The sequence below is a fragment of the Thauera sp. 28 genome (genome assembly GCF_000310145.2).
In the GTDB taxonomy this organism is placed as follows: Bacteria; Pseudomonadota; Gammaproteobacteria; order Burkholderiales; family Rhodocyclaceae; genus Thauera; species Thauera mechernichensis.
The window spans coordinates 182,508-197,007 of record NZ_AMXA01000001.1 but is presented as its reverse complement, the minus strand read 5'-3'; the positions used below and the strand labels follow the sequence as shown (position 1 = coordinate 197,007).

13 protein-coding genes and 6 tRNA genes are annotated in these 14,500 nt (G+C 63.4%); 3 read left to right on the top strand and 16 right to left on the bottom strand.

The window, feature by feature from the left end; genetic code table 11:
• The first annotated feature begins 111 nt into the window (after nt 1–111).
• Complete coding sequence (gene rho / locus C662_RS00910; protein ID WP_157354431.1) at nt 112–1,377, top strand: transcription termination factor Rho; 1,266 nt, start codon at nt 112–114, stop codon at nt 1,375–1,377.
• Between the two features lie 102 nt (nt 1,378–1,479).
• Here the strand turns inward: rho and C662_RS00905 are convergent, their stop codons facing one another.
• The 14 genes from C662_RS00905 to C662_RS00840 form a co-directional block, all read right to left on the bottom strand.
• The gene (locus C662_RS00905) at nt 1,480–2,337 is read right to left on the bottom strand and encodes a 3-hydroxybutyryl-CoA dehydrogenase (RefSeq protein WP_002923764.1); all 858 of its coding nucleotides are present in this window, start codon (nt 2,335–2,337) and stop codon (nt 1,480–1,482) included.
• A gap of 197 nt (nt 2,338–2,534) precedes the next feature.
• A tRNA-Asp gene (locus C662_RS00900) sits at nt 2,535–2,611 on the bottom strand.
• 66 nt (nt 2,612–2,677) lie between these two features.
• A tRNA-Glu gene (locus C662_RS00895) sits at nt 2,678–2,753 on the bottom strand.
• 27 nt (nt 2,754–2,780) lie between these two features.
• Nucleotides 2,781–2,856, bottom strand: a tRNA-Ala gene (locus tag C662_RS00890).
• A gap of 95 nt (nt 2,857–2,951) precedes the next feature.
• Nucleotides 2,952–3,028: transfer RNA gene (locus C662_RS00885), tRNA-Asp, on the bottom strand.
• Nucleotides 3,029–3,087: 59 nt separating this feature from the next.
• A tRNA-Glu gene (locus tag C662_RS00880) sits at nt 3,088–3,163 on the bottom strand.
• A gap of 23 nt (nt 3,164–3,186) precedes the next feature.
• Nucleotides 3,187–3,262 (bottom strand) — tRNA-Ala (locus C662_RS00875).
• A 95-nt stretch (nt 3,263–3,357) separates the two neighbouring features.
• Nucleotides 3,358–4,776, bottom strand: a complete 1,419-nt coding sequence (locus tag C662_RS00870) for an FAD-binding oxidoreductase (RefSeq protein ID WP_002923763.1) — start codon at nt 4,774–4,776, stop codon at nt 3,358–3,360.
• A gap of 10 nt (nt 4,777–4,786) precedes the next feature.
• Nucleotides 4,787–5,755, bottom strand: coding sequence for a patatin-like phospholipase RssA (gene rssA, locus C662_RS00865; RefSeq protein ID WP_002923761.1), 969 nt, complete (start codon nt 5,753–5,755; stop codon nt 4,787–4,789).
• Between the two features lie 36 nt (nt 5,756–5,791).
• Nucleotides 5,792–7,123 (bottom strand): 30S ribosomal protein S12 methylthiotransferase RimO, encoded by a 1,332-nt coding sequence (gene rimO / locus C662_RS00860; protein WP_002923760.1) that lies wholly within the window; start codon nt 7,121–7,123, stop codon nt 5,792–5,794.
• A 75-nt stretch (nt 7,124–7,198) separates the two neighbouring features.
• Entirely contained in the window at nt 7,199–7,795 is a 597-nt protein-coding gene (phaR, locus tag C662_RS00855; RefSeq protein ID WP_002923758.1) for a polyhydroxyalkanoate synthesis repressor PhaR, read from the bottom strand.
• Nucleotides 7,796–7,920: 125 nt separating this feature from the next.
• Complete coding sequence (locus C662_RS00850) at nt 7,921–8,661, bottom strand: beta-ketoacyl-ACP reductase (RefSeq protein WP_002923757.1); 741 nt, start codon at nt 8,659–8,661, stop codon at nt 7,921–7,923.
• A 225-nt stretch (nt 8,662–8,886) separates the two neighbouring features.
• Nucleotides 8,887–9,627, bottom strand: coding sequence for an acetoacetyl-CoA reductase (phbB, locus tag C662_RS00845; protein ID WP_002923756.1), 741 nt, complete (start codon nt 9,625–9,627; stop codon nt 8,887–8,889).
• Between the two features lie 108 nt (nt 9,628–9,735).
• On the bottom strand, nt 9,736–11,481 hold the full coding sequence (locus tag C662_RS00840) for a PHA/PHB synthase family protein (protein WP_037983905.1): 1,746 nt from the start codon (nt 11,479–11,481) through the stop codon (nt 9,736–9,738).
• Nucleotides 11,482–11,584: 103 nt separating this feature from the next.
• Between C662_RS00840 and C662_RS00835 the strand changes: the two genes are divergently transcribed.
• Complete coding sequence (locus C662_RS00835) at nt 11,585–11,800, top strand: hypothetical protein (protein ID WP_037982202.1); 216 nt, start codon at nt 11,585–11,587, stop codon at nt 11,798–11,800.
• Nucleotides 11,801–11,856: 56 nt separating this feature from the next.
• Here the strand turns inward: C662_RS00835 and pgeF are convergent, their stop codons facing one another.
• Complete coding sequence (gene pgeF / locus C662_RS19855) at nt 11,857–12,630, bottom strand: peptidoglycan editing factor PgeF (RefSeq protein ID WP_232433188.1); 774 nt, start codon at nt 12,628–12,630, stop codon at nt 11,857–11,859.
• A complete protein-coding gene (rluD, locus tag C662_RS00825) occupies nt 12,627–13,586 on the bottom strand; it encodes a 23S rRNA pseudouridine(1911/1915/1917) synthase RluD (RefSeq protein WP_386041131.1) in 960 nt (319 codons plus the stop codon). The genes pgeF and rluD overlap by 4 nt, the downstream gene beginning before the upstream one ends.
• A 13-nt stretch (nt 13,587–13,599) precedes the next feature.
• Between rluD and C662_RS00820 the strand changes: the two genes are divergently transcribed.
• Nucleotides 13,600–14,409, top strand: a complete 810-nt coding sequence (locus C662_RS00820; protein WP_037982179.1) for an outer membrane protein assembly factor BamD — start codon at nt 13,600–13,602, stop codon at nt 14,407–14,409.
• Nucleotides 14,410–14,500 lie beyond the last annotated feature (91 nt).

The window sequence follows — 14,500 nt, the reverse complement described above, 5'->3', positions numbered from 1 at the left end:
AACCGAGACGGTAATCCCCCCCAGAATCAGCAGAACGACAACGATCTGTTCGACGTCGACAACGGTGGCGAGGAAGGCAACTCCACGCCCCGCGATCCCGACGTGCCTGCTCTGCACCTGTCCGAACTCAAGGCCCTGCATGTCAGCGAACTGCTGCAGATGGCAACGGACGCCGGTGTCGAGGGCGCGAACAGACTGCGCAAGCAGGAACTCGTATTCGCGCTGCTGCGCAACCGTGCCCGCAGGGGCGAACCGATCTGTGGCGATGGCGCACTCGAAGTGCTGCCTGACGGCTTCGGCTTCCTGCGCTCCCCGGACACCTCGTATCTCGCTGCGACCGACGACATCTATGTGTCGCCATCGCAGATCCGGCGCTTCAACCTGCGCACCGGCGACACGATCGAGGGTGAGATCCGCACGCCCAAGGACGGCGAGCGCTATTTCGCGCTCACCAAGCTCGACAAGATCAACGGCCGCCCGCCGGAAGAGTGCAAGAGCAAGATCCTGTTCGAGAATCTCACGCCCCTGCACCCGCAGGAGTGCCTGAAGCTCGAGCGTGAGGTCCGTGGCGAGGAGAACATCACCAGCCGGGTGATCGACATGATCGCGCCGATCGGCAAGGGCCAGCGCGGCCTGCTCGTGGCCCCACCCAAGAGCGGCAAGACGGTGATGCTGCAGCACATCGCGCATGCGATCACGGCCAACCACCCGGACGTAAAGCTGATCGTGCTGTTGATCGACGAGCGCCCGGAGGAAGTGACCGAGATGCTGCGCTCGGTGAAGGGCGAGGTCGTAGCCTCCACCTTCGACGAGCCCGCCACCCGTCACGTCCAGGTCGCCGAGATGGTGATCGAGAAGGCCAAGCGCCTGACCGAGCACAAGTACGACGTGGTGATCCTGCTCGACTCGCTCACCCGCCTCGCACGCGCGTACAACACGGTGCAACCGGCCTCGGGCAAGGTACTGACCGGCGGCGTGGACGCCAACGCACTGCAGAAGCCCAAACGCTTCTTTGGCGCCGCGCGCAACATCGAGGAAGGCGGCTCGCTCACCATCATCGCCACCACGCTGGTCGACACCGGCAGCCGCATGGACGACGTGATCTACGAGGAGTTCAAGGGCACCGGCAACATGGAGCTCCACCTCGACCGCCGCATGGCGGAGAAGCGGGTCTATCCAGCGATCAACGTCAACCGTTCCGGCACCCGTCGCGAGGAGCTTCTGCTCAAGGCCGACGTGCTGCAGAAGGTTTGGATCCTGCGCAAGCTCCTGTACGGCATGGATGACATCGACGCGATGGAATTCCTGCTCGACAAGATCAAGGCCACCAAGGGCAACGCCGAGTTCTTCGACGCAATGCGCTCAGGCCGAGGCTGATTCACTTGCCCTCTGCATCAACACAAACGCCACCTCACGGTGGCGTTTGCATTTGGGCGCCGCCGGCTCCTCCAGGGCTTGCGCCCCGGAGCGCCGAGCGCATCACTTCGCGGGGTAGTCGAAGAAGCCCTTTCCACTCTTGCGCCCGAGATAGCCCGCCTCGAGCATCTCGACCAACAACGGCGCCGGGCGATACTTCGGATCCTTGGTGCCCTCGTACAGCACCTGCATCACAGCCAGTTCCACATCGAGACCGATGAGATCACACAGGGCGAGCGGTCCGATCGGATGGTTGCAGCCCAGCTTCATCGCCTCGTCGATCTCTGCCGCAGTCGCCAGCCCCTCGCCGAGCGCGAATACTGCCTCGTTGATCATCGGGCACAACAGGCGATTGACAACGAAACCCGGGCTGTTCTTCACCTTGATCGGGGACTTGCCGATCGACTGTGCAAGCGCCTCGACGGCTTCATAAGTCGCATCGGAGGTCTGCAGCCCCTTGATAAGCTCTACCAGCGCCATCATCGGCACCGGATTGAAGAAGTGCATGCCGATGACCTGGGCCGGCCGCTGCGTGCTGGCAGCAAGGCGGGTGATCGAGATCGACGAAGTGTTGCTGGCGAGAATGGCCTCAGGTTTGGTCAGCGCATCCAGCTCTGCGAAGATCTTGAGCTTGAGATTGACGTTCTCGGTCGCAGCCTCGATGACGAGGTCGCAATCAGCCAACGCGGAAAGCGCCGTCGCCGTGCCGATGTGCGCCATTGCCGCAGCCTTCTGCTCGGCACTCATCTTTTCCTTCTTCACCAGGCGATCGAGACTGGCGCCAATGGTATCGAGGCCACGCTTAACCTGCGCCTCGGCCACGTCCATCATCACCACATCCATCCCTGCAACCGCGAAGGCCTGGGCAATACCATTGCCCATCGTCCCTGCGCCAACGACGCCAACCTTGGTGATACTCATCGTACTTGCTCTCCCGACTGGTTATAAGACACGCACGGACAGACGCACAGGCACGCCCTTTTTCCATACCGTAGCGTATGTTATGAACTTTAGCTGATTCTGCTCACCAGCACCAGCCGGGAAAGCAAAGGCGAGATGGGCACGGATGGGGCAATGGAAAAAGCCCCGAGTCAGAAACCTGACTCGGGGCTTTTTGGTGGCGGAGTGGACGGGACTCGAACCCGCGACCCCCGGCGTGACAGGCCGGTATTCTAACCGACTGAACTACCACTCCGCGCTGATCGACTTCGCGTTTCCACGAAGCTGCAGATTGATCTTTATGACGACCAAGCTGCAATGTTGGCGTCCCCACGGGGATTCGAACCCCGGTTATCGCCGTGAAAGGGCGGTGTCCTAGGCCTCTAGACGATGGGGACTGCAAGCCTACTACTGCAAAAACCATTTGGTGGAGGTAAGCGGGATCGAACCGCTGACCTCTTGCATGCCATGCAAGCGCTCTCCCAGCTGAGCTATACCCCCACAACAAGTCGGCGATTATAGCTTCTGATCAAGCTCACCGCAAGTGCATCGAATTGTCACCTTCGCTGCACATCAGAGCAAAGCTCTGTTGAAACTGGCGGAGTGGACGGGACTCGAACCCGCGACCCCCGGCGTGACAGGCCGGTATTCTAACCGACTGAACTACCACTCCGCACTAACCTGCACCGGCCTTGCCGGCTTTGCCCCCAGCTCAATGCTGGGCGCCTTGTCTGGCGTCCCCACGGGGATTCGAACCCCGGTTATCGCCGTGAAAGGGCGGTGTCCTAGGCCTCTAGACGATGGGGACTGCGTACTACCAATTCTTCTTTGTGGTGGAGGTAAGCGGGATCGAACCGCTGACCTCTTGCATGCCATGCAAGCGCTCTCCCAGCTGAGCTATACCCCCGTCACCGAAGAGCGCGCATTATAGGAACTAACCCCCACCTTGTAAACCCCCTTGTCACACAATTTCAATTCCTGCCCCCATCTCGCCCTTCTCGCTCAGGCACGCAGCGACAGGACCTTGCCAGGATTCATCAAACCCAGTGGGTCGAGCGCGCGCTTCACCGCCCGCATCATGTCGAGCTCGACCTCAGACTTGTAGCGCAGGATCTCATCGCGCTTGAGTTGGCCAAGCCCATGCTCGGCGGAGATCGACCCGCCAAGGGCTGCAACCTCGTCATGCACGATGCGATTGATCTCAGCCGTGCGCGCTATGAAGGCCGCGTTGGCCTCGACCAGGGGTTGCGATAGATTGTAATGGAGGTTGCCATCGCCGATATGGCCGAAGGCGACGATACGAACACCGGCGTAGCGCGCCTCGAGCACTGCCTTCGTGCGCTCAAGAAACTCCGGTATGCGACTGACCGGCACCGATATGTCGTGCTTGATGCTGACTCCCTCCAGACGCTGTGCCTCGGAGATCTGCTCGCGCAAGACCCACAACTCAGCCGCCTGCGCCTCGGAGGTCGCAAGCACGGCGTCGAGTACCAGGCCACGAGCCATCGCCACCGCCAACGCCTGCTCAAGTTTGGTCGCCAACCCTGAATCGAGCTGTGGGTCGGTCAACTCCAGCAGCACGCCCCAGTCGTGGCCCCGAGCCAATGGGGCACGTGCCCTGGGAATGTGAGCGAGTACGAGTTCAAGCGCGCTGCGACCGACGATCTCAAACGCGCTCACGCGCTCACCGCAGGCGTCGCGCATCAGCCTCAGCAGGTGCACGGCCGCGCGCGGATCGGGCACACCGACCCAGGCGGTGGCACGAGCCCGCGGCAGCGGAAACAGCTTGAGCACTGCTGCGGTGATGATGCCTAGCGTACCCTCCGCCCCCACGAACAGGTGCTTGAGATCGTAGCCAGTGTTGTCCTTGCGCAGGCCACGCAGTCCGTCCCAGATCCGTCCGTCAGGCAGCACTACCTCGAGCCCCAGCACCAGCTCGCGCATATTGCCGTAGCGCAACACCTGCACGCCGCCAGCGTTGGTCGACAGGTTGCCGCCGATCTGGCAGCTACCCTCAGAGGCCAGTGACAGCGGAAACAGCAGATCTTCGGCGGCAGCAGCGGCCTGCACGCTTGCAAGCGTGCATCCGGCCTCGACGCAGATCGTGCCGTTATCGACATCGAGCGCGCGCACACGGTTCATTCGTCCCATGCCGATCACCACCGCACGCCCGTCGGCGAGCGGCGTGGCACCGCCACACAGGCCGGTGTTGCCGCCCTGAGGCACCATCGGCACGCCCGCGTGCGCGCAGGCGGCCACCACGGCAGCGAGTTCTGCGGTGGTGGCCGGCCGGACGACGGCCTGAGCGGTGCCGTGATAACGCCCCCGCCAGTCGGCAAGGCTCGGCGCCATGTCACCGGCCGCGGTAAGGACGTTCGGCGCCCCCACAATGCCTTGCAAGAGCTCGATCAGGGATGCCATGCCCGCCTCCTCAGTCTGACCTGCCGGTGAGCTCGCGCAACACCGTACGCACGCGGCCGACGGCAGCGACGCCTTCGGCAATTGCCTCATCGGCGCGATGGTAGTCCATCAGGCCGAGCTGGCCGACGCGCGGCGAGATGAGCACGTCGGCAGGATCGCCTGCAAGGCGACTACGAGCGATCCGGACCTGCATGATGTTGATGCTGGAGCTGATCACTGAAGCGAGTGAAGGCGAACTGTCGCTACCGAATGGGATTGCCGCCGACAAGGCATCAATGTCGTCACGCGAGAGTCCCAGGCCGGCCAGCAGGCGCTCGGTCCAGCCGGCCTCGGTTTCCTCGATCGGCACGGGCGCCGCAGCCGTTCGGCGCAGCGCACGCCCGACCATATCCGACCCCAGATCGACCGCAATGACCACATCGGCACCCATCGCCCTGCACAAGGACACCGGCACGGGGTTGACCAGCCCGCCATCTACAAGCAGATGACCCTGGTACATCACCGGCGTCATCAACCCGGGCAACGCAATCGATGCTCTCACGGCTGCGGACACGCTGCCGTCGTGCAGCCAGACTTCACGGCCACTACCCAACTCGGTCGCCACGCAGGCAAAGCGAGCATCGAGCTCGGAGAAGTCGCGATCGATGAAATTGCGCTCGAAGAAACTGATCAGCTTCTGGCCCTTGATCAGGCCACCACGCAGCGACACGTCGAGCAGGGACACGACGTCCTGCCACTTCAGTGTCTCGGCCCAGCGCGTGAGCTTGTCGAGGTCGCCCGAAGCCGCAGCTGCACCAACGAGCGCGCCGATCGAGCAGCCGCTGATCACACGCGGCGCAATACCCTCCTCTGCCAGCGCCCGCAACACCCCCAGATGCGCCCACCCGCGCGCGGCACCACTGCCCAGCGCCAAGCCAATGACCGGCTCGTGGCCACCATCACGCTGCGGCGGCAGGGCGAACGCCCCCGGAGGAGTCAAGGCCCTGCTCCTGAGACGAACGCGTTTGCCGCGCCGTCAGTCGAGCCTTTCGGCATAGAGGTCATGGACATCGCAATCCGTGATGCGGACTCGCACGAAGTCGCCCGGCTCCAGCCCTTCGGCATCGGGGATGATCACCAGGCCGTCGATCTCGGGTGCGTCACCTGGCGAGCGCGCCAGCGCGCCATCCTCTTCGATCTCATCCACAAGGACGGTCATCTCGCGGTCGATCTTTGCCTCAAGGCGCTGCGTGGAGATATCTTCCTGGAAGTCCATCAGCCGCGCCCGTCGCTCCTCGCGTACCTCGTGCGGGACGGCATCCGGCAGCTCGTTTGCCGCGGCCCCCTCGACCGGCGAATAGGCAAATGCCCCCACGCGGTCAAGCTGCGCCTCCTCAAGGAAGTTGAGCAGCATCTCGAAATCTTCCTCGGTCTCGCCGGGGAAACCGGTGATGAAGGTCGAACGAATAGTGAGTTCGGGACAGATGCTGCGCCACTTGCGCACGCGCTCGAGCACGTTCTCGGCATTGGCGGGCCGTTTCATCGCCTTCAGGATGCGCGGGCTGGCGTGCTGGAAGGGTACGTCGAGGTAGGGCAGGATCTTGCCCTCGGCCATCAGCGGGATCAGCTCGTCGACGCTCGGGTACGGATACACGTAGTGCATGCGGATCCAGATGCCGAGCTCGCCCAGCGCACGCGCCAGGTCCACAAGGCGGGTCTTGAGTGGCCGCCCACCCCAGAAGCCGGTCCGATACTTGACGTCGACGCCGTAGGCGGAGGTGTCCTGGGAGATGACGAGGATTTCCTTCACGCCAGCATCGGCAAGCGCCTCGGCCTCGCGCATGACCTCGTGGATAGGTCTGCTGACCAGGTCGCCACGCATGGACGGAATGATGCAGAAGGTGCAGCGGTGATTACAGCCCTCGGAGATCTTGAGGTAGGCGTAATGCTGCGGCGTCAGGCGAATGCCCTGCGGCGGCACCAGATCTGTGAAGGGGTCATGAGGCTTGGGCAGGTGCTTATGCACCGCATGCATGACCTCTTCGGTAGCATGCGGCCCGGTGACCGCGAGTACCTGGGGATGCGCCGCCAGCACGACATCGTCTTTGGCGCCAAGGCAGCCGGTGACGATGACCTTGCCGTTCTCGGCCAGCGCCTCACCGATGGCATCGAGCGACTCCTCGACCGCGGCATCGATGAAGCCACAGGTGTTGACCACCACCAGGTCGGCGTCGTCATAGGTGCCGGAGATGCTGTAGCCCTCGGCGCGCAATCGGGTGAGGATGTGCTCGGAGTCGACGGTCGCCTTCGGACAGCCGAGGGAAACGAAGCCGACGCGCGGCAGGTTCGGGGTCTTGAAAGTGGTCATGCGTGGGGAAACCTGTCCGGGGGTCGGCACGAGGGGGTGGCAGAAAGGTTCAGCCGCCCCGCTCGCGTCAGGGCATCACTTGTGGGCGTCGCCCTTGCCGGTCGCGGCGGGCGCATCGGCGCGCTCGTCGCCGGGTTTGACGTAATTGGGGAACTGGAAGCCGGTGAACATGTTGCGCGTCTGGCTCTCGAGCTGGCTCTGCATCTGCTCGAACATCTTCTTCGACTGGTCGACGTAGGCGCCCATCATGCTCTGCAGCGCGGGCCCCTGGAAATTGAGGAACTGCGCCCACAGGTCCTGACCGACCGGGCTGTTCTCGCCATAGATCGCGCGCGCCTGGTCCTGAAGCTTTCCCTGCATCTCGGTGAACGCCTTGATGTTGCTTTCAAGGTACTTCCCCATCATGCCTTGCATGGCGTTGCCGTAGAAACGGATCATGTGCGCCAGCAGGTCGCTGGTGAACATGGGCGCACCGCCCGCCTCTTCCTCGAGAATGATCTGGAGCAGGATGCTGCGCGTGAGCTCCTCGCCGGTCTTCGCATCGACGACCTGGAACTCCTCGTTGTTGAGCACGAGCTCCTTGACGTCCGAAAGCGTGATGTACGAACTCGTACGCGTGTCGTACAGGCGACGATTGGGGTACTTCTTGATCAGGCGCTGCTGTTCCTGCATTTCTCCATCTCCTCGACGGCGGTCCGTCCCGCTCTGGGTTGCGGGATCGATTATATCGCGGTGCGAAAACGAAACCCCGCCATTCGACGGGGTTTCGTGATTTCACGCATGCTGCAATGCAGCCATCAGCACATGTGCAAGCCGCCGTTGATGTTGATGGTGGCGCCGGTGATGTAGGCTGCCTTGTCCGACGCGAGGTAGGCGCACAGATCGCCAATCTCGTCCGGACGACCGAGGCGCTTCATCGGCACGGTGTCGATGATGCCTTGGCGGATGTCGTCGCGAATGGCCATGACCATGTCGGTGCCGATGTAGCCCGGTGCGACGGCATTCACGGTGACGCCCTTGGTCGCCAGCTCGGCGGCAAGCGCCTTGGTGAAGCCGAGCACACCCGCCTTGGCTGCCGAATAGTTGGTCTGGCCAGCCTGGCCCTTGACCCCGTTCACCGAGGAGATGTTGACGATGCGCCCCCAGCCACGCTCAGCCATCTTGGCCGACACATGGTGCGTGACGTTGAACAGGCTGTTGAGGTTGGTGCTGATCACCGCGTCCCACTGGCCCTTCTCCATCTTCGGGAAGAACTTGTCGCGGGTGATACCGGCGTTGTTGACCAGCACGTCGATCGGGCCGACCTCGGCCTCGATGCGGGCAACCATGGCGGCGCAGGACTCGTAGTCCGAGACATCGCCCTCAGCCGCGACGAAGTCGAAACCCAGGTCGCGTTGGGCAGCCAGCCAGCCTTCCTTCTGGTCGAAGCCAGGCAGGCAGTTGGCGACAACCTTCATGCCATCCTTGGCCAGCGATTGACAGATCGCGGTGCCAAGACCACCCATGGCGCCAGTGACGAGAGCGATTTTCTGGGACATCTTGAGATCCTTCAGGAGCAATTTTAGATGCCGACACTCCAGGCTAGACCGGATCCTGGATCACATTCGGCGCTTCTTGCGGCAGCGCATCAACTGCCTTGCGTTCGCATTATAAACACTGTTGACAAATCTTGTTGCAACGCAATAGAACGTGGCATCGAGGCGAAAAAAAAGCGCCCCCTCAGGAGCGCTCCACTGCCGGCTCGGCAAGCCTGCAGGCAGGAATCAGAACATGTGCTGACCGCCGTTGATCGAGATGTTCGCGCCGGTGACGAACGCCGCCTCTTCCGACGACAGGTAGGCCACCAGACCGGCGATCTCTTCCGGCTTGCCAAGGCGCGACACGGGAATCTGCGGCAGGATCTTCGAGTCGAGGATCTCCTGCGGGATGGCCATCACCATCTTGGTGCCGATGTAGCCCGGCGAGATGGTATTCACGGTCACGCCGTTACGTGCGACCTCGAGCGCAAGCGCCTTCGTGAAGCCGTGCATGCCGGCCTTGGCAGCTGAATAGTTGGTTTGACCGAACGCCCCCTTCTGACCGTTGACCGAGGAGACGTTGATGACGCGCCCCCACTTGCGCTCGACCATGCCGTCCATGACCTGCTTGGTCATGTTGAAAACCGAGTCGAGGTTGGTGCTGATCACCGCATCCCAGTCCGCCTTGGTCATCTTCTTGAACGTCATGTCGCGGGTGATACCGGCATTGTTCACCAGCACATCGACCGGTCCCACTTCCCGAGTCACCTGCTCCACGCAAGCCTTGGCCGAATCGAAATCGGCAACGTCGCAGGGATAGGCCTTGAAGCCGTAGCCCATGTTGTTCATGGTCTGCAGCCACTCTGCCGCCTTGCTGTTACCCGGCGAATGCGTCGTCACAACCTTGTAGCCCAGCGCCGCGAGCTTGATACAGATCGCCTCGCCCAGACCACCCATACCACCGGTTACCAGTGCAACTCTAGACATTGTTCTCTCCTCTCCCTAGACGGGGTTCTTGTGTGCCGGACGGGCTTCAATCGTGACGACAGCGCCCGCCCCAACGCTGTCGCCGCAAATCTGGTCGAGACAGACGGATCAGGCACGCTCCTTCACGTAGCGTCCCGGAGCCGGCTCGATCGGCTCATAGCGCGTGCTGCCGAGACGCCCTCGCGCCGCAACCTGCTTGCCGCCATGCGGACGCAACCATTCGATCCAGTTCAGCCACCAACTGCCCTTGTGCTCTGTCGCACCTTCGAACCACTCATCAGGGTCGGTCGGCCGCCCTTCAGCGGTCCAGTAGCTGCGCTTGTTCTTGGATGCCGGGTTGATCGCACCAGCGATATGCCCGCTCGCGCCGAGCACGAACGTGGTGTCGCCGCCCAGCAGGTTGCGCGCCAGGTAGGCGCTCTTCCATGGCACGATGTGATCTTCGCGTGCCGCAAGCAGGTAGGCGGGCATATCCACCTTGGCAAGATCGACCTTCTGCCCCAGCATCCGGAGCTTGCCCGGCACTCGCAGGTTGTTCTCGAGGTACATGTTGCGCAAGTACCAGGTCAGGAAAGGCCCGGGCAAGTTGGTCGAATCAGAATTCCAGTACAGCAGGTCGAAGGCCGCAGGCTTGTTGCCCTTGAGGTAGTTGCCGACGACGTACTGCCAGACCAGATCGTTGGCACGCAGGAAGGAGAACACGTTCGCCAACTCCTGCCCCTTGAGCACGCCGCCCTTGCCGATCGCTGCCTCGCGCGCGGCCACGCCGGCCTCATCGACCAGGCAGCCCAGCTCACCCGCATCCGAAAAATCGAGCAGCGTCGTCATCAGAGTGAGGCTCGCCACCGGGTCCTCACCACGCGCCCGCGCCACCGCGAGCGCCGAGGTCAGGATGGTGCCGCCGACGCAAAAACCGAGCACGTTGGGTTTCTTTACGCGGGTCACCGCGCGCACGACATCCAGCGCAGCCAGCGGCCCCTTCTCCAGGTAATCGTCCCAAGTGAAATGCCCGCCCGACTCCGGACGGGGGTTCCGCCAAGACACCAGGAATACGGTGAAGCCCTGCTCTACCGCGAATCGAACCAGGGAGTTCTCCGGCTGCAGATCCATGATGTAGAACTTGTTGATGCAGGGCGGCACGATCAGCAGCGGCGCCTGCGCCACCTTCTCGGTCAGCGGGGCGTACTGGATGAGCTGCATGAGCTCGTTCTCGAAGATCACCGAGCCCGGCGTCAGTGCCAGGTTACGGCCGATCTCGAAGGCCGAGTCATCGGTCATCGAGATGCGCCCCTTCTCGAGGTCGCCGAGCAGGTTCTGCACGCCACGCGTGATGCTCTCGCCCTTCGTCTCAAGCGCGGTCTTGATGAACTCGGGATTGGTCGCCGCAAAGTTGCTCGGCGACAAGGCATCGATGTACTGCCGGGTCAGGAACTGAATGCGCGACTTCGCGCGGCCGTCGGCGATCGGCATGGCCTCGGCAACCTGGGTGAGCAACTCGGCGTTGAGCAGGTAGGCTTGGCGCAGGTAGTCGAACACCGGACTCTCACTCCACTCCGGCGCGGTAAACCGTCTGTCGCCCGGCGGCGGCTGAACAACGGCCGGCGCAGGCTCGCCGTCCTTACGCGCAAGCATCGACGACCACAGCTGGGCGTGCTTCTCCGCGTAGGCCTTCTGGATGGCGCCAAGGGTCTCCGTCTCGGGCAGCGGCAGCTTGGGAGCCGCTACGCCCGAGGAATCCTGCATTGCCGCATGCTGTCGCGCCAGCGCGTCGAAGAAGGTCTTCGCCATGGACTGTCCCGCCTCGAACATGGCCTGCACGCCAGGCGGCGTCCCCTTACCCGCTGAATCCGACATTCACATCTCCCCAAGCTGGTGGCGACGGCCGGCGGCCATCGCGTGCTGATTTGTGCTGCATGGCAATCCCGATCCGGCGTCGCAGCGGCGCTACAATTGGCGCATGTACCTGATTCCGATTGCCTGGCTCTATGTCGCCATCCTCGTCGCCGTGTCCGAGGACACCGTCGTCGCTGGCGTGTTGACCTTCGTCTTTTGGGGCATCGCCCCACTCGCCCTCTTCATGTGGATCTTCGGTACCCCGGCCCGCCGGCGGCGCCAGCGCGAACGCGAAGCCCTTGACCGCAACGATAGAGCCGAAACGGGCCCTGATCAATAGCCCAAGCCGTTTGGAGGTCGATGCGAAGCGGGTGCCGGCCATGCCGGAGCCCGGAATCAGTGCGCATCGAGCCAGACCAGAGACGCAAAACGGCCCGTCCTTGCATCACGGCGATAGGAATAGAACTGCCGTGGCGACGAATAGGTGCACGCCCCGCCGCCATCGACACGCTCAACGCCAAGCCTGCGCAGGCGCAGGCGGGCAAGCATGAAGAGGTCAGCCATCCACTTGCCAGGCGCAGCGCCCGCCACGAAAGCCTGCGCGGCCTCCTCATCACTGTCGGCGAGCGCGCACCGGACATCGTCACCGACCTCGAAGGCACCAGGGCCGATCGCCGGCCCCAACCACGCACGCAGGCTGGATGGCGCAACCGCCATATGCGCGACCGTCGCCTCGACGATACCCGCCGCCAACCCGCGCCATCCGGCATGCACCGCTGCCACGACCGTGGCGTCGTCATCGCACAGCAGCACCGGCAGGCAGTCCGCCGTCATCACGGCGCACACCCGGCCCGGCGTCCTTGAAACTGCGGCATCCGCACGAACATGGCCCGTCACCGACTCGGCGTCGACCACCGTGCATCCATGTACCTGATCGAGCCAGGCCGGCTCCGAGGGCAGATGGGCGCGCAACCGTGCGCGATTCGACGCCACCGCCGCCGGGTCGTCACCTACATGAGCACCCAGATTGAAGCTGGCAAAGTCGCCCGCACTAACCCCGCCCTCGCATGTCGTCAGCAATGCACCGACACCCTTGGGCAGAGCCCAGTCCGGGCACAACAAGCCAGGAACCAGCGGCCGACCAACCGTCGGCGAGTGCCCCCCGCTCACGCCAGTTCCTCACGCAAAGCCTGCAGCAGCATGGCGAAGTCGGCGGGCATGGGACACTCCCACGCCATGTCATCACCACTCTGCGGATGGCGCAAACCCAACCTGAAGGCGTGCAGCGCCTGGCGCGCAAAGCTGTCGAGCAAGGCTGAGCCCGTGCGACGCTGACCATAAACGGCGTCGCCCACCAAGGCGTGGCCAACATGCGCCATATGGACCCGGATCTGGTGCGTGCGCCCTGTCTCCAACCTGCACTCGACCAAGGTACAGCGCGCAAAACGCTCTCGCACAAGGTAATGGGTGACGGCCGGGCGGCCGTTGCCGACCACCGCCATCCGCGTGCGCAGACTGGGGTGGCGCCCGATCGGCGCATCGACGCTTGCGCCCGCCGTGAGCTCGCCCTTGACCAGCGCCCAGTAGTGGCGCTTGACGGTTCGCGCCTGAAGCTGGCGCACCAACTCCGTCTGCGCAGCGAGCGTCCTGGCCACGACAAGCAAGCCGCTCGTATCCTTGTCGAGCCGGTGCACGATACCCGCCCGCGGCACTGCCGCCAGCGCCGGGTCGTGGTGCAGCAGTGCATTGAGCAGCGTACCGCTCCAGTTGCCGCTGCCAGGATGCACGACCAACCCGACCGGCTTGTTGATCACGAGCAGGTGCGCATCCTCGAAGACGATGTCGAGCGGGATGTCCTCGGGCTGCTCAGCGCCAAGTTCGGGCGCGGGCGGCGGCGCGATCTCGACGCATTCACCGCCCCACACTTTGCGCTTCGGGTCAGGCGCGTTGCCATCGAGCAGGACGTAGCCATCGCGCATCCATGACTGCAAGCGACTGCGCGAATGCTCAGGGCGCAAGCGGGCGAGCGCCTGGTCCAGGCGCAGGCCTGCAAGTTCATCAGGAATCGTCAGCGCTTCGAGCGAGTCGGGCTCGTCGGCTGGGATATAATCGGCGCGTTCATTCACGCGAGTGTCTTCGATGGCCAGGTTCACCCTCGGAAGTTTAACGGCAAAAGCTGTTCTTATTGGCGCCCTGCTGGCCGGTGGCTGCGGGCTACTGCCCGATCAGGTCGACGAAACAACCGGCTGGAACGCCCAGCGGCTGTATTCCGAGGCAAAGACTTCGATGTCCGAAGGCGCCTACGACCGGGCTGTCACCCTGTTCGAGAAGCTCGAGGCACGCTATCCCTACGGCAGATTTGCCCAGCAGGCCCAGATCGAGGTCGCCTATGCGTACTTCAAGCAGGGGGAACAGGCGCTGGCACTGGCAGCAGCAGACCGCTTCATCCGGCTGCACCCCAACCATCCCAACGTCGATTACGCCTACTACCTCAAAGGCCTGATCAACTTCAACGAAAACCTTGGCCTGCTCGCCAACCTGTCGCGCCAGGATCTCTCCGAGCGCGACCCCAAGGGCGCTCGCGAAGCGTTCGACAGCTTCCGCGAACTCGTCGAGCGCTTCCCGGACAGCCGCTACGCGGACGACTCGCGCGCGCGCATGCAGTACCTGGTCAACTCGCTCGCCTCGCACGAAGTTCACGTCGCGCGCTATTACTACAACCGTGGCGCCTACGTTGCCAGCATCAACCGCGCTCAGACGGCAGTTACGAACTTTCCCCAGGCGCCGGCCATCGAGGAAGCCCTGTTCCTGCTCGTCAAGAGCTACGACGCGCTGGGCATGACCCAACTGCGCGACGACGCCGAGCGCGTCATGCGCACGAACTTCCCTGACAGCGTCTATTTCCGTGGCGGACCGGCAAACACCAAACCGTGGTGGCAGCTGTGGTGAGATAGCCCCGGGCAGGGGCTATGCCCTGCAGGACATGAAGAAAGGCGCCCACGGGCGCCTTTCTTCATTGGCCCACCGACCGAGCCGCAGC